At 71.9% G+C, this 22,649-nt stretch carries 22 protein-coding genes; 7 read left to right on the top strand and 15 right to left on the bottom strand.

The window, feature by feature from the left end:
* Positions 1 to 176: 176 nt before the first annotated feature.
* Positions 177 to 1,550: an NAD(P)/FAD-dependent oxidoreductase gene (locus tag K933_RS14580; RefSeq protein WP_023395513.1), complete on the top strand. Its 1,374-nt coding sequence runs from the start codon at positions 177 to 179 to the stop codon at positions 1,548 to 1,550.
* A 99-nt stretch (positions 1,551 to 1,649) separates the two neighbouring features.
* Here K933_RS14580 and K933_RS14575 read toward each other — a convergent pair whose 3' ends face one another.
* Both K933_RS14575 and K933_RS14570 read right to left on the bottom strand, forming a co-directional pair.
* Positions 1,650 to 1,988: a DsrE family protein gene (locus tag K933_RS14575; protein ID WP_049947897.1), complete on the bottom strand. Its 339-nt coding sequence runs from the start codon at positions 1,986 to 1,988 to the stop codon at positions 1,650 to 1,652.
* Positions 1,989 to 2,121: 133 nt separating this feature from the next.
* Entirely contained in the window at positions 2,122 to 2,517 is a 396-nt protein-coding gene (locus K933_RS14570) for a hypothetical protein (protein ID WP_023395511.1), read from the bottom strand.
* A 121-nt stretch (positions 2,518 to 2,638) separates the two neighbouring features.
* On the opposite strand from K933_RS14570, the gene K933_RS14565 reads away from it, so the two are divergent.
* Positions 2,639 to 3,979, top strand: coding sequence for a M28 family peptidase (locus K933_RS14565; RefSeq protein WP_023395510.1), 1,341 nt, complete (start codon positions 2,639 to 2,641; stop codon positions 3,977 to 3,979).
* A gap of 73 nt (positions 3,980 to 4,052) precedes the next feature.
* On the opposite strand, the gene K933_RS14560 is transcribed toward K933_RS14565, so the two are convergent.
* The 9 genes from K933_RS14560 to K933_RS14520 form a co-directional block, all read right to left on the bottom strand.
* The gene (locus K933_RS14560) at positions 4,053 to 4,748 is read right to left on the bottom strand and encodes an HAD family hydrolase (RefSeq protein ID WP_023395509.1); all 696 of its coding nucleotides are present in this window, start codon (positions 4,746 to 4,748) and stop codon (positions 4,053 to 4,055) included.
* A 74-nt stretch (positions 4,749 to 4,822) separates the two neighbouring features.
* Complete coding sequence (gene truA / locus K933_RS14555; protein ID WP_023395508.1) at positions 4,823 to 5,701, bottom strand: tRNA pseudouridine(38-40) synthase TruA; 879 nt, start codon at positions 5,699 to 5,701, stop codon at positions 4,823 to 4,825.
* 4 nt (positions 5,702 to 5,705) lie between these two features.
* Positions 5,706 to 6,794 carry a S66 family peptidase gene (locus K933_RS14550; RefSeq protein ID WP_023395507.1) on the bottom strand — a complete coding sequence of 363 codons (1,089 nt, stop codon included), beginning with the start codon at positions 6,792 to 6,794 and terminating at the stop codon, positions 5,706 to 5,708.
* A complete protein-coding gene (gene hisS / locus K933_RS14545; protein WP_023395506.1) occupies positions 6,795 to 8,108 on the bottom strand; it encodes a histidine--tRNA ligase in 1,314 nt (437 codons plus the stop codon).
* Positions 8,109 to 8,182: 74 nt separating this feature from the next.
* Positions 8,183 to 8,815: a DUF7411 family protein gene (locus K933_RS14540; RefSeq protein ID WP_023395505.1), complete on the bottom strand. Its 633-nt coding sequence runs from the start codon at positions 8,813 to 8,815 to the stop codon at positions 8,183 to 8,185.
* Between the two features lie 100 nt (positions 8,816 to 8,915).
* Positions 8,916 to 9,269, bottom strand: coding sequence for a DNA-binding protein (locus K933_RS14535; RefSeq protein ID WP_023395504.1), 354 nt, complete (start codon positions 9,267 to 9,269; stop codon positions 8,916 to 8,918).
* A 69-nt stretch (positions 9,270 to 9,338) separates the two neighbouring features.
* Positions 9,339 to 9,998 carry a helix-turn-helix domain-containing protein gene (locus K933_RS14530; RefSeq protein WP_023395503.1) on the bottom strand — a complete coding sequence of 220 codons (660 nt, stop codon included), beginning with the start codon at positions 9,996 to 9,998 and terminating at the stop codon, positions 9,339 to 9,341.
* 120 nt (positions 9,999 to 10,118) lie between these two features.
* Positions 10,119 to 10,574, bottom strand: a complete 456-nt coding sequence (locus K933_RS14525; protein WP_023395502.1) for a 30S ribosomal protein S19e — start codon at positions 10,572 to 10,574, stop codon at positions 10,119 to 10,121.
* 148 nt (positions 10,575 to 10,722) lie between these two features.
* A complete protein-coding gene (locus K933_RS14520) occupies positions 10,723 to 11,751 on the bottom strand; it encodes a lysylphosphatidylglycerol synthase transmembrane domain-containing protein (protein ID WP_023395501.1) in 1,029 nt (342 codons plus the stop codon).
* Between the two features lie 266 nt (positions 11,752 to 12,017).
* On the opposite strand from K933_RS14520, the gene thiL reads away from it, so the two are divergent.
* Positions 12,018 to 12,887: a thiamine-phosphate kinase gene (thiL, locus tag K933_RS14515; RefSeq protein ID WP_023395500.1), complete on the top strand. Its 870-nt coding sequence runs from the start codon at positions 12,018 to 12,020 to the stop codon at positions 12,885 to 12,887.
* Between the two features lie 27 nt (positions 12,888 to 12,914).
* On the opposite strand, the gene K933_RS14510 is transcribed toward thiL, so the two are convergent.
* From K933_RS14510 to K933_RS14500, 3 genes are all read right to left on the bottom strand, one after another.
* Positions 12,915 to 14,051, bottom strand: a complete 1,137-nt coding sequence (locus K933_RS14510; protein ID WP_023395499.1) for a site-2 protease family protein — start codon at positions 14,049 to 14,051, stop codon at positions 12,915 to 12,917.
* Positions 14,052 to 14,204: 153 nt separating this feature from the next.
* Positions 14,205 to 14,495, bottom strand: coding sequence for a DUF7123 family protein (locus K933_RS14505; RefSeq protein WP_049947911.1), 291 nt, complete (start codon positions 14,493 to 14,495; stop codon positions 14,205 to 14,207).
* A gap of 264 nt (positions 14,496 to 14,759) precedes the next feature.
* On the bottom strand, positions 14,760 to 15,548 hold the full coding sequence (locus K933_RS14500) for a molybdopterin synthase (protein WP_023395497.1): 789 nt from the start codon (positions 15,546 to 15,548) through the stop codon (positions 14,760 to 14,762).
* A gap of 130 nt (positions 15,549 to 15,678) precedes the next feature.
* On the opposite strand from K933_RS14500, the gene pyrH reads away from it, so the two are divergent.
* The 3 genes from pyrH (at position 15,679) to K933_RS14485 (ending at position 18,931) form a co-directional block, all read left to right on the top strand.
* On the top strand, positions 15,679 to 16,395 hold the full coding sequence (gene pyrH / locus K933_RS14495; RefSeq protein WP_023395496.1) for a UMP kinase: 717 nt from the start codon (positions 15,679 to 15,681) through the stop codon (positions 16,393 to 16,395).
* Positions 16,392 to 18,143 carry a lysine--tRNA ligase gene (lysS, locus tag K933_RS14490; protein WP_023395495.1) on the top strand — a complete coding sequence of 584 codons (1,752 nt, stop codon included), beginning with the start codon at positions 16,392 to 16,394 and terminating at the stop codon, positions 18,141 to 18,143. Before pyrH ends, lysS begins: the two co-directional genes overlap by 4 nt.
* 125 nt (positions 18,144 to 18,268) lie before the next feature.
* Entirely contained in the window at positions 18,269 to 18,931 is a 663-nt protein-coding gene (locus K933_RS14485; RefSeq protein WP_023395494.1) for a PadR family transcriptional regulator, read from the top strand.
* A 65-nt stretch (positions 18,932 to 18,996) separates the two neighbouring features.
* On the opposite strand, the gene K933_RS14480 is transcribed toward K933_RS14485, so the two are convergent.
* The gene (locus K933_RS14480) at positions 18,997 to 20,805 is read right to left on the bottom strand and encodes a site-2 protease family protein (protein WP_023395493.1); all 1,809 of its coding nucleotides are present in this window, start codon (positions 20,803 to 20,805) and stop codon (positions 18,997 to 18,999) included.
* Positions 20,806 to 20,987: 182 nt separating this feature from the next.
* Between K933_RS14480 and K933_RS14475 the strand changes: the two genes are divergently transcribed.
* Positions 20,988 to 22,541: a heme-binding protein gene (locus K933_RS14475; protein WP_023395492.1), complete on the top strand. Its 1,554-nt coding sequence runs from the start codon at positions 20,988 to 20,990 to the stop codon at positions 22,539 to 22,541.
* Positions 22,542 to 22,649: the final 108 nt, after the last annotated feature.

The following is a 22,649-nucleotide window of genomic DNA, read 5'->3' as shown; positions in this document are numbered from 1 at the left end:
ACCGGCAGACGGTGTCGGGGCGGAGCGCCGGGTACGTCGACCCTACGCGTCCGGTACGCGGTCCGAGACCGCCGCGCCGACCGGGCCGGCCGAGCGACAGCCGTCGCTTACCGGCCCGCTCGCGGACGAGGGCGACCGCAACCGTTTCACCGCCTCGGCTCACGGTACGTGAAGACGTGACACTCGAATCCGTCCCCCGGTACGACCCGGCGCGGGTCGACGCGTGCGGCGACCACGCGGTCGTCGTCGGGGCGAGCGTGGCCGGCCTCCTGGCGGGGCGCGTCCTCGCGGACGCGTTCGACGACGTGACGATACTCGAACGCGACCCGGCCACCGGGACGGGTGACCCCCGGCGGGGCATCCCGCAGGGGAAGCACGTCCACGTCCTGCTGGAGGCAGGGCGGGCGACCCTCGAGGACCTGTTTCCGGGGTACAGCGAGACGCTCGTCGGCCGAGGTGGGCTGTCGATCGACCTCGGGCGGGACCTGGGGTACTACCAGAAGGGCGGCTACCTCGCCGACCCGCCCGAGCGGCTGCCGATGTACTGTGCCACCCGCCCGCTGTTCGAGCGGGTGGTCCGCGACGGGGTCACCGCCCTCGACGGCGTCACGCTCCGGCCGGGCTGTCGGTGTCTCGACTACCGCACTGACCGGCGCGGGCGAACGGTCGACGGGGTGGTCGTGGGGGGGCGGGCGGGCGAGACGGAGACGGTCGACGCCGACCTGGTGGTCGACGCCACCGGGCGGACCTCGCGGACGCCCCGCTGGCTCGACCGCCACGGCTACGACTCGCCGGCGGTCGAGAGGGTGTGCGTCGACCTCGTGTACGCCACCACGCTGGTCGAGCGACCGCCGGACGACCGCCAGGGGTACTTGGTCGTTCCGTCGCCCGCGACGCCTCGGGGCGGGGCGGCGATCCCCGTCGAGGACGACCGGTGGATCGTGACCCTGTTCGGTCTCCACGGCGACCACCCACCGGCGGACCCGACGGGGTTCGAGGCGTTCGCCGGGAGTCTCCCGACGGGCGCGCTCGCACACCTGCTCGACGCCCACCGGTGGACCGACGGCACCGTCCGTCGCTACCCCTTCCCCGCGACCCGGCGGCGGCGCTACGAGGACCTCGACCGGTTCCCGTCGGGGCTGGTCGTGACGGGCGACGCCGTCGCCAGCTTCAACCCCATCTACGGACAGGGGATGTCGGTCGCCGCCCTCGACGCGCTCCACCTCCACCACGCGCTGGCGGCGGGCGGGCGCGCGAACCTCGCGCCCCGCTTCTTCGACCGGGTGGGGTCGGTCGTCGACACGGTCTGGCGGATCACCGTCTGCTCGGACTTCGCGTTCGAGCGGACGACCGGACCGAAGCCCCGCGGCACCGACGCGGTCAACCGCTACCTCTCGCGGCTAGTCCGGACGGCACAGGCCGACGGCAGGGTCGCCGAGCGGTACCTCCGCGTGCTCAGACTGGAGCGGCCGCCGACGGCGCTGGTGACGCCGGAGGTGCTCGGACGCGTCCTCCTGCCGACGCGGACGCCGCGCTCCCGTCCGAACTGACCGCCGGCGGGCGACGCGGCTCCGCGTCGGCGTGAGCGGCCCACCGGCTCGGAGGGCGAGACACTCGAAGAACGTGCGAGAACGGGTCGGGCGCTCGGCCTACGGGCGGATGTACGCGTAGCCCTCGTTCTGGAGGCGCGTGAGTTCGCCGACGCCCGACGAGACCACCTCGACGCCGTCGTGGAGGTCCGACTCCTCCAGATCCATCATCTCCATCGTGTTGCTACACGCCGCAAAGGAGACGCCCTCCTCGACGAGCGACTGCACCTCGCTCTCGCCGTGGCCGCCCTTCGTCAGCGGGTCGATCCCCTCCGCCTGCGCGAGGACCACGATGCTGTCCACGTCGACGGTGTCGTCGTCCGCGAGGTTGCCCGCGAGCGTGAGCGTTCGGTCCATCGACTCCTCGTCGCCCTCGATCATGTGGAAGACGGTCTGCACGTCCGATCGCTCGGCCGTCACACCACTAACCCTTGTGGCGGGTCGCGTACGGGACGCGGACCCCGACCGGTCCGCCGTCGAGGGGGATCCACGGACGGGGCGGCCGTCGGACGCCGCCGGCCGAACGCGGGGGTCAGGCGTCCCCGCGGAGTCGACCCGCGTCCACCCGGCGGAGGAGGGCGCCGACGGCCGCGCCGACGCCGGCCACCGTGACCGCGCCGAGACCGTACGCCGCGACCAGCAGCCACGTCGGCGAGTCGGTCCCGGTCCCGGGAGTCGAAGCGAGCGCGTACGCCGCCCAGACGGCCATCCCGAGCGGTGGGCCGAGGGCGGGGACGAGCCAGCGACCGGGCGCGCCGCCGCCGTCCCGGGCGACGACGCGGGCGGCGTGGACCGCCGGGACGAGCGCGCCGGCCCAGAGGAAGCCGGCGGGGAGCGGCGACGGGACGCCCGCGCGGGCGGCGGCGAACCCACAGCACGTCACCGCGGCGGCGAACAGCGTGGACGCGAGGAGGGCAGTCCGGGGCACGGCTCGGCCGACGGCCGCCGCGGAAGTAAAGGCCGAGGGGGGGAACTGGTCGCCGCGTCGCTCCCGGCGCGGGGGTGGCCGTCACCCCCGCACTTTTGCCGTCGCTCGGGCAGTCGGCACCATGGACGACGCAGACACCGACATCGCGGCCGCCGTCGGCCGGACGTGGACCGACGACCGGCCCTGGGAGTTCCTGACCGACCTGACCGCCATCGGCAGCCGGATGGCCGCGAGCCCCGGCGAGGAGCGGGCGTCCGAACTCGTCGCCGACGCGTTCGACGAGGCGGGCCTGCGCGACGTTCACCGCGAGCCGTTCGAGACCAACGAGTGGCGCCGGGGGTCGGCCGACCTCGACCTGCTGGCGCCCGTCGAGCGGTCGTTCGAGACCATCGCGCTGCCGTACTGCCCGCCGGGCGACGTGCGGGGCGAACTCGTCGACGTGGGCTACGGCACGCCCGAGGAGGTGGACGACGCCGACGTCGAGGGGAAGATAGCCGTGGCGAGCACGACCACCCCCGAGGGCGGGCGGTTCGTCCACCGGATGGAGAAGTTCGGCTACGCCGCCGAGGCGGGCGCGGTCGGGTTCGTCTTCGTCAACCACGTCCCCGGCCAACTCCCGCCGACGGGGTCGCTCACGTTCGACCGCGAGGCGACCATCCCGGCGGTCGGCGTGAGCAAGGAGACGGGCGCGTGGCTCACCGAGTACGCCGACCGCGGCGACAGCGAGGCGCGACTCCGCGTCGACGCCGAGACGGTGACGGGCGAGAGCCGGAACGTACTCGCGCGGGTGGGTCCCGACAGCGACCGCGAGGTGTTCGCGCTCGCCCACTACGACGCCCACGACATCGCGGAGGGCGCGCTCGACAACGGCTGCGGGGTCGCCACGCTCGTGACCGCCGCGCGGATCCTCGCCGAGACCGAAGACGACCTCGATATCGGCGTCCGGTTCGCCGCCGTCGGCTGCGAGGAGACGGGGCTGGCGGGCGCCGAACGGCTCGCGGCGACGACGGAGACGAACGACGTGAAGTGCGTGCTCAACCTCGACGGCGCGGGCCGGTTCCGCGACCTGGTGGCGCTGACGCACACCTCCGAGGCGACCGAGGAGGTGGTCCGGCGCGTGGGCGAGGCGGCGAACCAGCCCGTGCGCGTGAAATCGGAGCCGCACCCGTTCTCCGACCAGTGGCCGTTCGTCCGCGCGGGCGTGCCGGCGCTGCAACTCCACTCCGACAGCGGCGAGCGCGGCCGGGGCTGGGGGCACACCCACGCGGACACCCGCGACAAGGTGGACGACAGGAACGTCCGCGAACACGGCATCCTCGCGGCGTTCGCGCTCCGGGAGATGGCCGACCGGGCGACGGAGATGCCGACGCTCGACGCCTACGAGGTGGAGGAGGCGTTCCGCGAGGCCGACTACGAGACCGGGATGCGCGCGGCGGGGCTGTGGCCTACCGCGTGGGAGTAGCGCGGCTGGCGGGTCGCGGAGTCGCCGGACGAGCGGTGAGCGCCGAACGAACGGGGAGCGCCGGGAGGGCGGCTCAAGCCACCCGGTTCGGCTCCGGGCGGTCGACGCCGTCGGAGTCGGTGCCGGCAACCGCGCCGAGGTCGGCCAGCGAGTCGAGTTCGTACGTCGGCTCGGTCGTGAGTTCGTAGCCGACGCGGGCGGGCCGGCGGACGAACGCCGAGTCGACGCCCGCGCGGTCGGCCGCCACGAGGTCGGCGTTGCCGTCGCCGACGAACAGGGCGTCGCGGGTGCCGAGCGAGTCGAGCGCGTCGTCGAGGTACGCCGTCTCGGGGAGACACCGGGCGTAGCCGTCGAGCGTCGGCTCCCGGCCGACGGCGGCGCTCACCCGCCCGGAGAGGTCGAACACGTCGAGCAGGTGGTCGACCGACGCGGCGGGCGCGTTGCTCACGACGCCGACGGCGCCCGCGACGCGGTCGAACGCCCCAGCGACGTCGTCGTACAACCGCTTGCGCCCGTCGAGCATCGCGGTCCGCTCGGTGGCCGCGGCGTACGCCTCCCGCTTGGCCCAGAACGCGTCGGGGTCGACGCCGTAGCGGTCACACACCGTGCGGACGCGGCCGACGCTCCCGTGGAGGACGCTGTCGACGCCCGCGAGTTCCGGGTCGGCGCCGAACGCGCGGAACGCCGCCGACACGGCCGCGCGACGCGTCTCGATGGGGGTGCGGCGCGTCAGAACGTCGGTGTCGAACACCACCGCCTCGTAGGACATGTGCGGTGGAGCGGTCCGGGCCGACGAAAGCCTCGCTATGAGCCGTTCCGACCGCTCGGAGGGGGGCAGGGGAGCTATAGAGCGTTCAGTACGTCGGTCGCGGTCCGCGCGCGGACCAGCCCCGCCCGCCGCTTCCGGTCGAACACCGCGCGGACGCTCTCGGCCGCGTCGGGGTCCGTCCCGAACGCCAGCCCCGGGTACGTCACCCCCGCGAGCACGAGCGGTTCCGCCGGCGCGGCCGCGACGCCGGCCGGCCCGCTCAGGTGCTCCGCCGACAGCACCCGCGCGACCCGGTCGCGGTCGGTCGCGCCCGTCGCGACCCCCCGGACGACCGAGGCGAGGCGGCGGACGAACTCGCGGGGGAACCCGTCCGCCGCGGCCCGGACGACGAGGAACGCGCCGTCGCGGACGACCGAGCAGTCGAGGTCGCGGACGGTCCCCTCGGCGTCGGGCGTGAGGTTGTGAAAGTCGTGTTCGCCCGACAGCGCCGCGGCGGCCTCGCGCGCCCGCGAGAGCGCGGCGGCGGGGTCGGGCGGGCCGGGCGCGTCCGACGACCCCGCGTCGGCGTCCCCTGGGCGTCGCCCGCCTCGCTCGTCGAACGCGGGCAGGTGGAGGTGGTAGCGGTACGTCCGTCGCGCCGCGTCGTGGGTGGCGTGGAAGCCGTCGGGCGCCTCGGCGCTCGCCCACGGCCGGACCGACGCCGGGAGTTCCGACCCGAGCGCGGCGGGCGTGAGCCAGTCGGGCGCCTCGAACGCGACGGTCTGGGCGACCGCGGAGACGCCCGCGTCGGTGCGGCCGGCGGCGGCGTACCCCTCGGGTTTGCGGGCGTCCGCGTCGTGGACGCCGAGCGTCGCGAGCGCGTCGAACAGCGCGTCCTCGACGGTCGGCACGTCGGGCTGGCGCTGGAAGCCGTAGAACGGGCGGCCGTCGTAGGCGAGGCGGAACGCGCGCACGGCCTCAGTCGGCCCCGGCGTCCGAGTCCGGCCCCGAGCCCGGCTCCGCGCTCGCGTCCGCCTCTGCGTCGGGGAACCGGATCGCACGCTCGTCGGCGTCCACCTCGACGGGCGCACCCAGCGGGAGCGGGAGGACGGGCGCGGTGTGGCCGAAGTCTAGGTCGAACACGACCGGCGTGTCGGCGTACTCGTCGACGACCGACGCCACCGTCTCGCGCTGGTCGCGGCGGTAGCGCGCGCGGGCCTGCGTCGACCCGACCGGGGTCTCCGGCCGGCCGACCAGGAGCGCGCCCAGTCGGTCGAGGACGCCCCGTTCGCCGAGCGCGACGAAGAACCGCTCGACGACGGCGGGTTCGGGTGTCTCGCCCGACGTCTCCACCGCGAGTACGTCCCCCGGGTCGAGCACGTCGGGGAAGTACGACGACGCCCCGAGCATCAACTGGGCTCCGAGCATCGACAGGCAGCCGCCGACGACCCGCCCGGCGACCGACCCCTCGGCGGCCTCGGGCCGGTGCCACGTCCAGCCGTCGGCGGGGAACCACTCGCGGTCGTCGTCCGCCTCCAGGTCGTAGTACTCGTCGGTCCACTCCTCGGCGGCCGTCACCGCGCCGAACGGCGTCGACCCGAACGCCCGGCCGACGTACTCGCGGGTGTACGGGTGCATCTCGGGGTCGGCCACCAGGTCGGGGAACAGTTGCCCGCCGTAGAAGGAGACCAGGCCGGCGGCGTTGAGGAACTGGTGGAGGTGGGTGTTGTCGCTCGACCCGTAGAACCGCTTGGGGTCGTCCGACACCACCTCGGGGTCGAGGCTGTCGACCAACTGGAGTTCGCGGTTGCCGCCCATCGCCGCGACGACGCCGTCGACGTCGTCGGCCTCGAACGCGCGGTGGACGTCCGCCGCGCGTTCGTCGGGGTGGTCGCGGAGCCAGTCGGTGTCGCGACGGGCGCTGTCGAACACGCGGGCGTCGAGCCCGAACGAGTCGAGTCGGTCGATACCGCGCGCTATCGCCCCGTCGGGCGGCGCGTGCGAGGGGGCGACGATAGCCACGGTGTCGCCCGCACCGAGCGCCGGCGGGTAGTCGGCGTCGACCATCTACGCGAAGTCGTCGTACGTGGGCCGGTCGAACTCGCCGGGGAACGCGTCGACGGGCGCGGTGGTCTGGTCGCCCGACGACATCTCCTTGAGCGTGACGTTGCCGTCGGCGAGGTCCTGTTCGCCCACGATGACGACCGTCTCCGCGTTGACCGAGTCGGCGTACCCCATCTGCGCGCCGAAGCTCCGGTCGGAGACGTCCGTCTCGACGACGTGGCCGCGTGCGCGCAGGTCGCGTGCGACCCGCGCGGCCACCTCGCGGGTGTCGCCCACCTGGAGGACGTAGTAGTCGGTCGACACCGCCGCCTCGGGGAGCACGTCCGCGCGTTCGAGGAGAAGGGTGAGCGGGGCGTAGCCGGGCGCGACGCCGACCGCGGGGGTGGGCTGGCCGCCGAACTCCTCGATCAGGTCGTCGTAGCGGCCGCCCCCGAACACGGAGCGGGACACCTCGCCGGTGGCGTCGAAACACTCGAAGACGGCGCCCGTGTAGTAGTCCAGCCCGCGGGCGGTCCGCAGCGAGAGGTCGCAGTAGTCGCCGACGCCGTAGTCGTCGGCGGCCGCGAGCACCGCCCGCAGGTTCTCGACGGCGTCCGCCAGCCCGTCGGAGGCGGCGAAGTCGGTGAGTTCGTCGAGGTTCGCCGGGTCCGTGACGCCGAGCAGGTCGTCGAACTCGCGGGCCTCGTCGTAGCCGAGCCCCGCGTCCGCGAGCAAGTCGAGGTACTCGTTCTCGTCGACCTTCTCGGACTTGTCGACGGCGCGGATGGCCGCGATCACGTCCACGTCGGCGTCGAACGACCGGAGGAGGCTCCCGAGGATGTCGCGGTGGGAGACGCGGAACTCGAAGTCGTCGGTCGTGAGTCCGAGGTCCGTGAGCGCGTCGGCGGCCGTCGCGAGCACCTCCGCGTCCGCCTCGGGTTCGCTGGAGCCGAACACGTCGATGTTGGTCTGGTAGAACTCGCGGAACCGGCCCTGCTGGACCGCCTCGTACCGCCAGAACGGCCTGGTAGAGACCCACTTGACCGGCTTCGACAGCTCCTGGCTCTTGGCGGCGTACATCCGCGCCACCGTCGGCGTGAGTTCGGGCGCGAGCGTGACGTGGCGGCCGCCGTGGTCCTCGAACGCGTACAGTTCGTCGACGATGTCGTCGCCGCTCTTGTCGGTCCACAGCTCCGCCCGCTCCAGCCGGGGGGTCGCTATCTCCCGGAAGCCGTACCGGCGGGCGGCGTCCTCGACGGTGTCGACGACCTCCCGGCGGGCCGCCATCTCGGGGGGGTAGAAGTCGCGGAACCCCTTCAGGCGCTCGTAGGTGGGCATGCGTCGCGGTTGTCGCGGCGCGGGGTTTAATCTCGTGGTTCCGCGGTGTCGACCCCCACGGTCCCGGCGCCGGGCTACTCGGTGTCGACTTCCGAACGCCCGGCGTCGGCCGACGAGTCGCGCGTCCCGCGGACGTACGTCTGTTCGTGGGCGGGGAACACCTCGCCGACCGCCTCCCCACCGTGTTCCGTCCGGAGGAGTTCGCGGAGTTCGCCCTCGTAGTCCGCCTTCGGCACCTCCTCGCTGGGGCCCGACTCCACGTCGAGCGTCTCGGCGACCAGGCGGTCGACCGCCGAGCGGCCGAACCCCGACAGCGGCGAGAGGTAGTCGACGCCGTGGCGGTCCTCCAGCGACTGCGCGAACGCCCGCGAGACCGTGGGGACGCGGTCGTCCCGTCGGGTGCCGTCGGCGACGGCGTCGACGTCCAACTCCGCGACGGCTTCGAGCGCGTGCTCGTGGACGTGTTGGATCCCGTTGCGGGGGTAGCCGTCCGCGCGCATCGTCTCGACGGCCGTCTCGGCGACCGAGCGGTCGAGGTCGACCGTCGCGAACGGGAAGCCCAGCGCGTCGGCCGCGCGGGCGGCGTGTTCGTGGTCGTCGGTCACGCCGAAGCGGGCGGTGACCAGCCGAACGTCGTAGAAGCGGTCGAGAACGAGCGCCGCGAGCGAGGAGTCCTTGCCGCCGCTGTACAGGAGCGCGAGGTCCATTCGGTGAGGTTGTCGTCGTATCGTACCGGGGTCGCGTCGTGTCCCGTCGTGTCTCGTCGTATCGCGTCGTACCGGGGTCGCGTGTCGTCGTGCCGCCGAGTCAGCGCCGGCGGATGTCGAAGCTCTTCTGGTCGGGCTGTAGCTCCTTGAGGAGCGACTTCATCTGGTCTTCGTCGATGCGACCGTTGATGCGACCGCTCTGGGCGAGCGCCGTCACCTGCTGTTTGACCTGCTTGGCGAAGTCGGGCTTGCTCATCTCGACGGCGTTGAGCCGCTGGCGCGCGCCGTCGGTGAGGTACTGCTTGAGCATCGCGTCCTGCTGTTGTTCGGCGCGCTCCTGTGCCGCCTGCTGCTCCTCGGCGCTCGCACCGCCCTCGCCCGCTTGGTCTTGTAGCTCCTCCATCTTCTGCTGTCGGAGTTCCTCCAGCCGCTCGTCGTCGGGGTTCTCGCTCATACGCCGCCGTTACCGGGCTGGCGGCAAAACGGTTGCGGGTAGCTACCGCCCGCCGGGTGCCCGCCCGGGCTACTTCTCGGGCAGCGGGCCGGTGAGGACGGTGTCCTGGATGAGCGCGTTGTGCCCGCGGCGGAGCCGTTCCGACAGCGCCTGGTGGGAGATGTCGAGGTCCTCCGCCACCTCTTCGAGCGTCGCGCGCCGGGGAATCTCGAAGTAGCCCGCGGTACACGCCGCCCGGAGCGCCTGGATCTGTCCGGCCGTGAGACCGAACCGGCCGCTCGGCTCGCCCTCCATCTCGCGGGTCGTCACCACGTCGAAGGTGAGGTTGCGCTGGTCACAGAACTGTCGCGTGTCGCCCAGGTCGCCGTCGTCGGGAAACAGGATTCGGAGCATCCACTCGTCGCTGACGCCGTGCATGTCCAGCACCGTCCCGCCGGTGTTGGTCAGCATGTAAAACAGCATCTGCACGTCGTCGATCCAGTCCATCTGGTAGAGCCACCTGCCGTCGAGGTCGACGAGCAGCTCCCAGTTGTCGACCGTCGGGTCGTCGTCGAACGCGGACTCGAGTTCCTCGCGGTCGGCACCGCGGGCCCACAGGAGCGGCATCACCACCCCGTCGCCCGTCTCGACCACCCGTTCGCACTCGAACTCCGCGTCGGGGAGCGCGGTCAGCGTCCGACTGAGGGCGAACTCCTCGGCCGGGAGCCGAACGACTGCTACGAGGGACATACGTGAGTGAGCGGTCGGGGCGATATAAACGGTGGGTAAGTCGTCGACGACCGACGGAGCGGTTCCGGACTCGCCCCCTCGTCGGGGCGGGGACGGAGTGGCTCGACGGTCCGCGACCCGTCAGGCGTACCGTTCGAGTTCCGGACGGTCGAGGTCGGAGAGCACCTCGCCGGCCACCTCGTCGAGGAACGCGCGGCCCTCGGCGGTGACGCGGCGACCCTCGCCCTTGGCAGTCTCGACGAACTCCTCCTCCTCCAGTTGCTGGAGTGCGACACGGATGATCTTGCGCGACCCCGCGGCGTGCTCCGGCGGCGACACCTTGTAGCGGGTCGACCCGCGCTTGGAGCCGCCGTACTCGGTGGCGAGGCGTTCGACCCCGATGGGGCCGTTGTCCGCCACCTTCCGGAGCAGCGAGGCCGTCCGGACGTACCAGAAGTCGTCCTGCTGGGGCGGGAGTTCGCGGCTCGAGCCGGTCTTGGTGAACTCCACCCAGGCGGGTTCGTCGACGCGCTCTTCGAGTCGCTCGGCGACCGCCTCGATCAGGGCGTCCGCCGGAACGTCGTAGAGGGTAACCATACGGGCGGATTCAGCGCCGTTCGGTTTAAAGTCGTCGTATCGTGCTCGCGGCGGGACGTGCGGCCGGTTCGCGCAGTCGGGGGCGGGTCGTCCGCTCGCGCGAGCATCGCGAGCGCGAACAGCGCCGCCTCGCGGGTCCGACGCCGCCTCACCTCACGCTGTCGACGCCGACGAAGCTGAGGACGCTCCCGCCGATGAGGATCGGGATCCAGTAGACCGCCCCGCGGTAGATGACGACGGCCGCGAACGCCGTCGCCTGACCGATCGCGACCGACGGCAGCGCGACCAGGACGGTCACCAGCACCGCTTCGATCCCCCCCGCGCCCCCCGGCAGCGGCGTGACGCCCGCGATGGCGCCCATCGGAACCACGAACAGCATCGCCGAGAAGGGGACCTGCGCGCCGATGGCGAGAAACGAGAGGTACAGCCCGGCCATCTGGAGTCCCCACCCGAGCGTCGACGCCGACAGCGACAGCGCGATCCCCCGGCGGTCGGTGGCGACCCGTTCGATGGCGCCGAAGAAGTGGCCGATCCGCGACTCGACGCCGTCGGGGTCCGGCGGCGAGACGCCCGGCACGAGCCGCCCGATCCGGCGGACCGCGGGCGTCACCGTCGACACCACCCACCGTTCGAGTTCGTATCGGTTCCGCCAGCCGTAGTAGATGGCGACCGGGACGACCACCGCGAGGACGACCAGCACGCCGGTGGCGACCCGGAGCTGTCGGCCGAACGTCGTCTCGGTGGCGAAGTACGCCGCGCCGACCAGCGCGAGCGTCACCGACGGGACGAAGTTGAGCGTGTCGACGCTGGCGATGGCGGCGAGTCCGCGTTCGTACTCGGTGTCGGCCACCTTCGAGATGAGCAGCGCCGTCACGGGTTCGCCGCCCGCCTGCCCGAACGGCGTGACGTTGTTCGAGAAGGTGGCGCCGCTGAACACCAGAAACGACTTGGGGAGCGACAGGTTCGCGCCGAGGATGCCGAGGACGGTGTGGAGCGAGAACGACCACGCCGCGAGCCAGCCGAGCGTCACCGCGACCACGAGCGCGACCACCGCGGGGTCGGCCCCGGAGAGTTCGGCCGCCAGGTCGTCGACGCCGACGAAGTAGAGCATGACCCCGAGGACGCCGAACGCGCCGAGGAATCCGACGACCGTGGCGCGCAGTTGGTCCCCGTCCATGCCCCCAGCGTCGCCCGGCGGCAGTATCAACCCGTCGAAAGGAGCCGCCAGGCGGCCGACGACCGGCCGACACGGGAGGGGCGAGCGGGCCGACCCGAACGGCGCGAACGGCGCGAGTCGGGCGGCGCGAGGAGCGGGTCAAGCGTCGTGAGGAGCGAGGCGGCGCGAACACCGCGAGGTGGGGTCGCGAGCGCCCGCGCGGTCGGGGCAGTCGGGAGTCGGCCGGGCGGAAACGGTTTCGGGACCGGGGGCGAACCCGGACAGAGATGAACGAACGCGAGGCGCTCGCCGCCATCGCCGCCGACCTCCCGTCGGCGGGCGACGACTGTGCGGTCGTCGGCGACCGGGTACTCACGACCGACATGCTCCACGAGACGACGGACTTCCCCGACGGCGTCACGCGCTACACCGCGGGGTGGCGCGCGGTCGGCGCCTCGCTGTCGGACGTGGCCGCGATGGGCGCCGACGCCGAGGCCGCCGTCGCGGTGTACGCCGCCCCCGAGTTCGACCCCGACGCCCTCCGCGGGTTCATCCGCGGCGCTCGGGAGGTGTGTGAGGCGGTCGACGGCGAGTACGTCGGCGGTGACCTCGACGACCACGACGAGTTCACCGTGTCGACGACCGCGCTGGGTGCGACCGCCGACCCGGTGTTGCGGTCGGGCGCGTCGCCGGGCGAGGCGGTCTGCGTCACCGGGTCGCTCGGTCGGACGGCGGCCGCGCTCCGCTGGTTCGACCGCGGCGACGCCGAGCGGGGGAACGAGCTGTTCCGGTTCACCCCCCGGGTGGGTGCGGGGGTCGCGCTCCGGCCGTACGCGACCGCGATGATGGACTCGAGCGACGGGCTGGCGCGCTCGCTCCACCAACTCTCGGAGGCGAGCGACTGCGGGTTCGCCGTCGAGAGCGACTCCCTCCCGGTCGACGAGGCGGTCCGCGAGACCAGCGACGGGGGGAGGGAGGCGCGCGAGCGGGCGCTGTTCGTCGGCGAGGACTTCGAACTCGTGTTCACGCTGCCCGAGTCGGCGCTCGACGCGGCGCGGGAGGCGTCGCCGACGCCGCTCGCGCGCGTCGGGACGACGACCGACGACGGGGTCGAACTCGACGGCGACCCGCTCGCGGACCGGGGGTACGGCCACTGACCGCGGCTCCGGCCGGGGAGCCGGCGCTCACGCCGCCATGACCCGGATGGGCGTGAGCATGAAACACGACAGCCCGAGCGCGAACGTGAACACGCCGACGGCGAGCCGCTTCCAGCCGAGCCGCGAGTCGTCGATCGGGTGGGCGGGACCGCGGTAGGCGATGAACGCGGAGAACAGCCCCCAGAACGCCCAGAGACCGACCGAGTCGTTCACCCCGAGACCGCGACCGTAGTGGAGGTACGCCGCCAGCCCGAACAGCGCGAGCGGCACGAGCGCCGCGAGCGTCTCCTGTCGCTCGCCCACCATCGCGCGGACGATGTGACCGCCGTCGAGTTGGCCGACCGGCAGGAGGTTGAGCACGGTGAAGAACATCCCCACCCACGCGCCCATGATCACCGGGTGGGCGGTCTTCGCCGGGTCCTCGTACCCCGTCGGCTGGTTCAACAGGCCCGCGATGGCGTCGAGCAGCGGCGGGTTGTCGAACACGATGACCCGGCCGCCCGCCGAGAGCACCTCCGGCGGCACCGTCATCGGGCCGAGCGAGAGTCCGACGACCGAGACGACGACGGTGGCGGCGAGACCCGCGAGCGGGCCGGCGACCCCGATGTCGAACAGCGCCTCGCGGTCGGGCATCTGTCCGCGCATCCGGATCACCGCACCCATCGTGCCGAACGGGATGAAGAAGGGGATGACGTACGGCAGCGACACGTCGACCCCGTGGTACCGTCCCATGACGTAGTGGCCGAGTTCGTGTGTCATCAACACCCCGAGCACCGCCGCGGTGAACGGCCACGCTCGGAGGACGGTGAGTGGGTTCCGCTGGATCTCCGCGAGCGGTACGTAGTACCACGCGAACGCGCCGACCAGCAGCGTCGAGAGCACGGTGGCGGCGAACAGCCCGAGGTTCACCCAGGGGACGCCGTCGAGCCCGTTCGAGTAGGGGCGGGCGACGACCACGTCGAGTCCGCTGTCGGTCCGGGCGGCCTGGACCTCGTAGCCGCGTTCGCGGAACGCCGACCACACCCGGCGCACTAGCTCCCGTTCGCGGAGTTCGCTCACGCCGTAGTAGAGGATGCGGTCGTCGTCGGTCCGGACCTCCGAGAGGTGAAAGACCGCGTCGAGTTCGGGGGGCCGGGGGACGTCCCGCGAGTCCGCGTCGCTCATCGGCGAACGGTTGGGCCGGCGACGGCATAAGTCCTTCCGGGGCCGGCGCCGCGGGTGGCGGGCGTCGGTCGGCGCGAGAAACCGGGGGAAGGGGGGGTCGGGGAACGGTGCGGGGGGTCGGTGACTGGGGGACCGAGCGTGTCGACGGACCGGCTATCCGGAGGTGGGCTCGATGCGCCAGGTGGTCGCGCTCGTGTACGACCACTTCTCGATGGACAGCTCCGTCGCCGACTCTTTGAGCTTCACCATCAGCGCGCCGATCTCCTTGGGGGAGAGTCCGACCTCGTCGGCGATGAACTTGCTCTTGAAGTAGAGCTCGCCGTCGCGTGCGTGGTCGAGGAGGTAGCCCTTCAGGCGGTCCTCCTTCGACTCCGGTTCGGACTCGTGGTTGGACTGGCTATCGGCGTCTGCGGCGTCGGTGGAGGGGTTGGCAGTTGCGCTCATCTGAGTCACCTCGACTCATCCAAGCCGCCGTGACCCCATATAAACGACAGTCCGTTGGGAGTAATTCGGCCACGTTCACGCTGGCGGGCCCGTAAATCGAGGAAAATGAACGATTCACAACGGTTCGAGGGACCCTTAGACGTTTTATAACCCCCTTAGAACCGTTCGTTCGGTCGTGCGCGAGACGCGTCAGACGGAGGGCCGACGCGCGTGGTACAGGTTATTATTGCCTCCAGATCCGGCCGAGTGGGGTGCCGGGAGTGCTCACGCGCGGTCGTGGACCCAGAACTCCTCGTCGGTCGTCGTCTCCTTCTTGAAGATGGGTACCTCTGCCTTGAGGCGGTCGATGCCGTCTTCGACGGCGCGGAACGCCTCCCGGCGGTGACCGGCGAGGACCACCACGAAGACGATGTCCTCGCCGTCGGGGACGATGCCCACGCGGTGGGCCATCTCCACCTCCAAGACCCCCTCGCGGTCGGTCAACTCGCGTTCGATGCGCGCCATCCGGTCGGCGGCGACCCCCTCGTACTTCTCGAACGCGAGGTGGGTCGTCCGGTCGTCGTCGGGGGAGTCCTTCGCGCGGACGCGACCCGTGAACGTGGCGATAGCGCCCGCCCGGTCGGCTTCGGGCGACGCCGTCACCCGGTCGACCAGGGTTTCGAGCGTGACGTGCGGCTCCGCGTCGTCGAGGCGGGCCGCGAGCGCGTCGGCGTCGAGTTCGGCCGCGTCGTCGACTCGTTCGAGCACGTCGCCGGCCACCTCGCGGTCGCCGACGACGACCGTCGGCAGTCGGAGCCGCGAGAAGCCCGCGACGAGCGCGTAGTCGTACTCGGGGGCGAGTCGGTCGAGGAGCGCGTCGAACGAGTCGTCCGTGCCGCTCGCGCGCCAGCCGCCGTCGGGCGAGAGGTCGAACGCCGCGTCGGCCGGTCCCGCCGCCGTGTCGGGCGCCGCCGACTCGTCGCGCCGGACGGTCGCGACGCGGCCGTCGAGGCGGGCCGCGAGCGGGTCGAGCAGGGGCCCGGTCCCGGGTCCGACCACGCTGAGAGCCTGCATGGTCGGGCGAGGGAGGCGGACGGACATAGGCCTTCGGCACCGGGGACGGCCGCCCCGTCCGGTCGGCGCGTCGTCGTCTCCCGACCGGGGTTCGGGAGCCTTAAGACCGAATCCGAGCTACCCGTGCGTAATGAGAGTCGTCCTGTCGCTCGGCGGCAGCGTGCTCGCGCCCGAACTCGACCCGGACCGGGTGGCGCGGCACGCCGCCGTCATCGAGCGGTTGGCGGGGGAGGGCTGTTCGCTCGGCGCCGTCGTCGGCGGCGGGGGCGTCGCCCGCGAGTACATCGGTGCCGCCCGCCAGCTCGGCGCCAACGAGGTACAGCTCGACCAGATCGGGATCGACGTGACGCGGATCAACGCCCGGCTGCTCGTCGCCGCGCTCGGCGCCGGGGTCGACCCGACGCCAGCCCACGACTACGACGAGGCGGGCGACGCGATCCGCCGGGGGGACATCTCCGTGATGGGCGGGGTGATGCCCGGCCAGACCACCGACGCGGTGGCGGCGGCGCTCGCGGAGTACATCGACGCCGACCTGCTGGTGTACGCCACCAACGCGGACGGCATCTACGACGCCGACCCGAACGAGTCGGACGACGCCGTCAAGTTCGACGAACTGACGCCGACGGAGCTCGTCGAGGTGATCGTCCCGATGAGTCGCGACGCGGGCACGTCCGCGCCGGTCGACCTGGTGGCGGCGAAACTGATCGAGCGGGCGGGCATGCGCACCGTCGTCCTCGACGGGAGCGACCCCGACGCCATCGAGGGCGCGGTACTCCGGGGCGAGCACACCGGGACGGACGTCGTCCCCGAGGGCGGCGACCGGCCGACCTACTGGGCGCAGCGATGAGCGCGGACGACAGCGACGACGCGCCGGGCGACGCCGACGACGCGTCGGGGGGTGCCGACGGGGCGGACGCGGACGCGGAGACGGACGCGGACGCCGGCACGATCGACCCGCACGCGGTCGGCCGCGGCGGCGACGGCGGCGACGGGGAGTACCACGCGTTCTGGGCGGACGAGGTGGCCGACGAGATAGAGGCGCGCGACCCCGACGACCCGGTCGTGATCAAGGGTGGTGTCTCGCCGTCGGGCATCCCCCACCTGGGCCACTTCAACGAGATCCTCCGGGGCTACTTCGTCGCGGAGGTGCTCCGCGAACGGGGCCACGCGGTGCGGCAGGTGTTCACCAGCGACGACCGCGACGCGCTCAGGAAGCTCCCCCGGACGCTCGCGGACGCCGACTGGAACCTCGTGGGGCTGGGCGACATCGACGCGAGCGCGCTCGGCGAGAACCTCGGCAAGCCGTACACGGACATCCCCGACCCGTTCGGCGACGGCCACCCCTCCTACGGCCACCACTTCGCGGCGCTGTTGCGCGAGTCGGCCGAACTGGTGGGCGTCCCGATCGAGATGCTGTCGAACACCGACCTGTACGCCGACGGCACGTTCGACGACGCGGTCGAACACGTCCTGCGGAACGCGGATACGGCGCGGGAGGTGCTCTCGGGGTACCAGGCGGGTGTCGACGAGTCGTACGTCCCGTTCATGCCGCAGTGTTCGGAGTGTGGAATGTTGACCCAAGACGTCACCGGCGTCAACGTCGACGCCCACACCGTCGACTACCGGTGTTCGGGTCTCGACGCCGGCGGGCGGCACATCGAGGGCTGCGGCCACGAGGGCACCGCGACGTTCCGGGAGGGGAAGCTCCCGTGGCGGTTCGAGTGGCCCGCACAGTGGGACGCGCTCGGCGTCGACTTCGAGCCGTTCGGGAAGGACCACGCCGAGGGGTCGTGGCCCAGCGGCGACGACGTCGCGCGCAACGTGTTCGGCGTCGACCCGCCGGTGCCGATGGTGTACGAGTGGTTCACGCTCAACGGCGAGGCGCTCTCGTCGTCGGAGGGGAACGTCGTGACCGTCCGGGAGGTGCTCGACCTGATCGAACCCGAGGTGCTCCGCTACTTCTTCGTCCGCAACCCCAAGAAGGCGAAGGACTTCGACGTCGAGCGGGTCGACCAGTTGGTCGACGAGTTCGACCGGTTCGAGCGGCTCTACTTCGGCGAGGACACCGACGAGACGCTTGGTCCGCTCGCCGAGCGGGCGTACCCGTTCGTGGTCGACGAACCGCGCGCGGACCGCGTCCGCCTCCCGTACACGTTCGCCGCGGTGCTCGGGATGGTCGACGACCGCGAGTTCCGCGTCAAGATGGCGCGAGACGAGGGCCACTTCGACGAGACCACGCCCGAGTGGGCGATAGAGGACGCGCTCGGGCGGGTCGAACGCGCCCGCCGCTGGGCCGAGCGGTTCGACAACGAGTACAACTACCGCCTCCAGACCGACCTGCCCGCCCACGAGTTCGACGACGCGACCCGGACGGCGCTCGACGACCTCGCGGGGTTCGTCGCCGAGGGCCACGACGGCGAGGCGATCCAAGGGGAGGTGTACGAGACGGCCCGCCGGCGGGACGTGGAGGTGTCGGCGCTGTTCGAGGCGGGCTACCGGCTGTTCTTCGACGAGACGCAGGGACCGCGGCTCGGCGAGTTCCTCGGCGAACTCGAACGCGACTTCGTCGTCCGGCGGCTGCGGCGCGAAGGCTGAGCCGCCTGCGGCGGGGTCCGTCGAGAGCCGGGAGACGAACGAGCGGTGGTCCGGCGACCGACCAGTCAGTCGAGCGAGGTGTCGATACCGAAACCCTTAGGCTGTGAACCTCGAATACGGGGACAATGCGGAAGAGCGGCCCGCCGCGAGGCCTCATCTCGTATCTCGTGCTCGAACTCCTCGAGGAGAAACCCCGGTACGGCTACGAGATCCTCAAGGAGATAACCGAGATCAGCGGCGGCCACTGGGAGCCGTCGTACGGGTCGGTCTACCCCATCCTCTACAAGTTCGAAGACGAGGGGTGGGCCGAACGGATCGAACGCGCGGACGAACCCGACCGGAAGTACTTCGAACTCACCGAGGCGGGTCACGACCACCTCGCGGAGAAGCGCGTCGACACGGGCGGGAAGGCCCGCGAGTTCGCGGACGTCATCCTCGGGTTCTACCACGTCTACGTCGCGTTCGCCACCGACGACCGGTTCACGGTCGACGCGCCCGCCGACGGCTGGCGGTTCGACGCCGACTACTCGGCGTGGATCGCGGAACAGATGATCCGCCACCACGAGCGCGACTTCGGCACGTTCGAGCGCATCCCCGACACGCCCGAGGAGTTCCTCGCACGGATGGGCCACGCCGACAGCGACACCGACATCCCGGGCGGACCGGACGGGGCCGACGGCGAGACGGCGGAGCCGGACCAGCCGGAGAACGCGGCCGACGACGAGACGGCGAACTCCGCGGAGTCGGTCGAGGGCGCGGAGGCGGTCGCGGACGGTCCCGCGAACTGAGCCGAGTCGAACGTCCGGGTCCGGCGGGGCCGGTCCGCCCGGCGCGGACGCCGACTGCGACGACCTCAGCCCGCGAGCACCTGCGGCGCGAACATCACGACCAGCAGCGCGCCCAGCATCGTCAGCCCGACGGAGACGGTGATGGTGCGGACGAGCGTCTGTCGGTCGGAGACGGGGAGCCGTGAGACGATACCCTCCGCGACCATCCGGAGGATCCGGCCGCCGTCGAGCGGGTAGCCGGGGATGCAGTTGAAGATGCCCAGTTGGACGTTGATCCACGCGGTCCAGAACAACACGTTCGCGGCGACGAACACCGGCGTCTCCCCGAACGCGCCGAGCGGGCCGGTCACGTCGTAGAAGTTGGTGAACTCGCCGTAGAAGCCCGCGAAGTTGTACGGGAGAAAGCCCGTCGCGCCCGCGAGCGGCAACAGCAGCGCGATGTACGCCAACCCGAGGAACGACCCCGCGAGACCGCCGAAGTTGCCCGGCGGCGTGCCGTCGCCCCCGCCGAGGAGCGTGAGGTACGCGCTCGCCGGGTACACCTGGACGCCGAAGTCGTCGACGACCAGCCCGGAGACCCCCTGCGTGCCGAAGACGCCGAGGAGCGCGTCGTCCTCGGCGGCGGTCGACTCGTCGGCGCCGAGTTCGACGTCGTACTCGCGGAACTCGCCGTCGACGTACGCGCGGACGGTCACGGCGTCGCCGGGTCCGTACGCGTCGACGACGGCGCCGAGGTCGGTGAAGTCGAGCACCCGCCGGCCGGCGATTTCGGTGACGACCACGGATTCGTTCGCGAGCGCGTCGTCGCTCGCCGCGTCGAACGCGCCGTCGTCTTGGACGGTGGCGTACGCGCCGAGCGGGAGCGTCCGGACGCCCTCGCTGGTGTCGAGACGGGCGAACTCGTGGTCGCGGGCGGCGTCGCGGAACGCGCTCATCGTCCGCACCTCGGTGCCGTTGACCGCGGCGATCCGGATGGGGTCGTCGTCGGGGTCGACCGTGAGGTTGGCGGGGTTGCCCCCGACGCTCCCCACCGCGACGACGCGCCGGTCGACGGTGATACGCTCCTCGCCGTTCAGTTCCACCTCGACGGCGGGATCGCTCGCGTTCGCCAGCGCCGCGTTCAGCGCCGACTCGTTCGGGACGGCGACGCCCCCGACCGCGGTGATCCGGTCGCCGCCTGAGACGCCCGCATCGGCGGCGGGCGCGCCCTGGTAGGTGCCGCCGACGGCGACCCCCGCCGCGGGGGTGAGCGCGCCGGCGACCGGGCCGAACAGCAACGCGAACGCGACGGCCGTGACGAGGAAGTTGTTCGTCACGCCCGCGGCGAACATCCGGGTCCGCGCGCCGCGGTCGGCGCGTCGCTGGCTCTCCTCGTCCGGTTCGACGAACGCCCCGACGGGGATCACCGCGAGCAACACGACGCCGAGCGAGTCGATCTCGATGTCCTCGACCCGACACAGCAGGCCGTGGCCCCCCTCGTGGACGACGAGCGCGATCAGGAGGCCGAGGACGATTTCGGGTGCGACTTCGAGCGGGAGGAAGTCGTTGACGCCCGGGATGACGAGGAAGTTCGACGGCTGGTTCGCCTGCGTCACGGTGGGGTTCCGGACCGTGGCGACGGCCGCCTGTACGAGGAAGAAGAACATCCCGAACATGACGACGAGTGCGACCCCCACCCCGAGGTTGCTCCACGCGCGCCAGAACCGCTTCGGGCGCGAGAGCCGGTCGAGGAGCTTCCGACCGTACGTGGTGTGGATCGTGGTGAGCGGCCCCTGGACCCGGACGGCGTTCGGCAGGTACCCCCGCGCCTGCAGCCCCATCGCGACGACCGAGTAGGCGACCACCCCCAGGAGGACCCACAACAGCGGACTCATTCACCCGAACGGAATTCGCGCGTGGACAAAGGGGTTCGGGTCCGGCGTCGGGACGGCCGACCCGGCCGGGGGCGGGGTTCGGGTCGCCGCGGGCGGGCGCCCGCGGCGGGTAGTCGTGCCCGTCCGGTGGGCGTCGCGCGCGAAGGAAAACAGGCATACCGCCCGCGTCCCAACCCGCGGGTATGCCGGACGCACCCGAGACGGACGAGGGCTGGTTCGCCCTCCACGACTTCCGAACTGTCGACTGGGACGCGTGGCGCGACGCGCCCGAACGCGCGCGCACGGCCGCCGTCGAGGAGGGGGTCGACTACCTCGAACGCCACGAGCGCGTCGACGACGCCGAGGCGGGCGCCTCGGCCGTGTTCTCCGTTTTGGGACACAAGGCCGACCTGCTCGTCGTCCACTTCCGGCCGACGCTCGACGCGCTATCTGCGGCCGAGCGGCGCTTCGAGTCGACGGCGCTCGCGGGGTTCACCGACCAGCCCACGTCGTACGTCTCCGTGACCGAGGTGTCGGGGTACGTCTCCGACGACTACTTCGAGGGGAACGAAGACGAGATAGACGAGGGGCTGCGCCGCTACATCGAGGGGAAACTGAAGCCCGACATCCCCGACGACGAGTACGTCGCGTTCTACCCGATGAGCAAGCGCCGCGGCGAGGAGCACAACTGGTACGACCTGAGCTTCGACGAGCGGGCGGAACTGATGTCGGGCCACGGCGACGTGGGCCGCGAGTACGCCGGCCGGATCAAGCAGGTCATCGCCTCGTCGGTCGGGTTCGACGACCACGAGTGGGGCGTCACCCTGTTCGGCTCCGACCCGACGGACATCAAGGACCTCGTCTACGACATGCGGTTCGACGAGGCCACCTCGAAGTACGGCGAGTTCGGGTCGTTCTACGTCGGCCGTCGGTTCCCGCCGTCGGACCTGCGGGCGTACCTCGACGGCGACCCGGTGCCGACGAGCGAACACGACGAGGTGTCGCCGCACGCCACGTCGCCGCACGGCGACCACCCCCACGGCGAGGAGGGCGGCGACACGGGCGACCATCCCCACGGCGAAGGGGAGACCGGGGGCGGCGCGGGCCACCCCGGCGACGGCGAACGCGGGTCGACCGACGCCGACGACGCCGACGACACCGACGGCGCCGACGAGGAGAGCATCCGCGCGGAACTGGAGGACCTCGACATCTACGCGGGCACGCCCCACGGGGAGGACGTGTACGCGACGACGCTGTACTCGGAGGCGGACCCCGACGACCTGTTCGAGGAGGTGGAGGGACTGCGGGGCAACTTCGAACACTACGGCACGCACGTCAAGACGGCGGTGTACGAGGGTCACGACGCCGACCGCTCGGCGGTCGTGAGCGTCTGGGACACCGCGAGTGCCGCCGAGACCGCCGCGGGGTTCCTCTCGGAACTGCCCGGCGTGGTCGAACGGTCCGAGGAGGACTCCGGGTTCGGGACGATGGGGATGTTCTACACGGTGAAACCCGGCCACCGCGAGTGGTTCGTCGAGCAGTTCGACGCGGTGGGCGAGATGCTCGCCGGGATGGACGGCCACTACGAGACGGACCTGATGGTGAACCGCGAGGACGACAACGACATGTTCATCGCGAGCCAGTGGGCCTCACAGGAGGACGCCATGGAGTTCTTCCGGTCGGACGCGTTCCGCGAGACGGTGTCGGCCGGCCGGGAACGGCTGGCGGACCGCCCGCGGCACGTCTTCCTCGCGTGAGCGGGTCGACGTAGGAACGTCGTTGGTCCCTCGTGCGTCCGTTTGCTTACGCCTTCGTTAGTTTCGAGCTATCACTCGTGAGTGGCGAGTAGCGACCTTTATCCCACA

The sequence above is a fragment of the Candidatus Halobonum tyrrellensis G22 genome (assembly GCF_000495475.1).
Lineage (GTDB): Archaea > Halobacteriota > Halobacteria > Halobacteriales > Haloferacaceae > Halobonum > Halobonum tyrrellense.
The sequence above is the reverse complement of the archived record's forward strand: the minus strand, read 5'-3'. Positions and strand labels throughout refer to the sequence as shown.

Coding starts and splice junctions, on each gene's coding strand:
- K933_RS14540 (WP_023395505.1), bottom strand. CDS start 8,815: ATGGACCTCGCGCTCCTGTACAGCGGCGGCAAGGACTCCTCGCTCGCG.
- K933_RS14525 (WP_023395502.1), bottom strand. CDS start 10,574: ATGGTTACCCTCTACGACGTTCCGGCGGACGCCCTGATCGAGGCGGTC.
- K933_RS14505 (WP_049947911.1), bottom strand. CDS start 14,495: ATGAGCGCAACTGCCAACCCCTCCACCGACGCCGCAGACGCCGATAGC.
- K933_RS14500 (WP_023395497.1), bottom strand. CDS start 15,548: ATGCAGGCTCTCAGCGTGGTCGGACCCGGGACCGGGCCCCTGCTCGAC.
- pyrH (WP_023395496.1), top strand. CDS start 15,679: ATGAGAGTCGTCCTGTCGCTCGGCGGCAGCGTGCTCGCGCCCGAACTC.
- K933_RS14530 (WP_023395503.1), bottom strand. CDS start 9,998: ATGTCCCTCGTAGCAGTCGTTCGGCTCCCGGCCGAGGAGTTCGCCCTC.
- thiL (WP_023395500.1), top strand. CDS start 12,018: ATGAACGAACGCGAGGCGCTCGCCGCCATCGCCGCCGACCTCCCGTCG.
- K933_RS14520 (WP_023395501.1), bottom strand. CDS start 11,751: ATGGACGGGGACCAACTGCGCGCCACGGTCGTCGGATTCCTCGGCGCG.
- K933_RS14560 (WP_023395509.1), bottom strand. CDS start 4,748: ATGTCCTACGAGGCGGTGGTGTTCGACACCGACGTTCTGACGCGCCGC.
- K933_RS14565 (WP_023395510.1), top strand. CDS start 2,639: ATGGACGACGCAGACACCGACATCGCGGCCGCCGTCGGCCGGACGTGG.
- hisS (WP_023395506.1), bottom strand. CDS start 8,108: ATGCCCACCTACGAGCGCCTGAAGGGGTTCCGCGACTTCTACCCCCCC.
- K933_RS14510 (WP_023395499.1), bottom strand. CDS start 14,051: ATGAGCGACGCGGACTCGCGGGACGTCCCCCGGCCCCCCGAACTCGAC.
- K933_RS14485 (WP_023395494.1), top strand. CDS start 18,269: ATGCGGAAGAGCGGCCCGCCGCGAGGCCTCATCTCGTATCTCGTGCTC.
- K933_RS14480 (WP_023395493.1), bottom strand. CDS start 20,805: ATGAGTCCGCTGTTGTGGGTCCTCCTGGGGGTGGTCGCCTACTCGGTC.
- lysS (WP_023395495.1), top strand. CDS start 16,392: ATGAGCGCGGACGACAGCGACGACGCGCCGGGCGACGCCGACGACGCG.
- K933_RS14535 (WP_023395504.1), bottom strand. CDS start 9,269: ATGAGCGAGAACCCCGACGACGAGCGGCTGGAGGAACTCCGACAGCAG.
- K933_RS14550 (WP_023395507.1), bottom strand. CDS start 6,794: ATGGTCGACGCCGACTACCCGCCGGCGCTCGGTGCGGGCGACACCGTG.
- K933_RS14475 (WP_023395492.1), top strand. CDS start 20,988: ATGCCGGACGCACCCGAGACGGACGAGGGCTGGTTCGCCCTCCACGAC.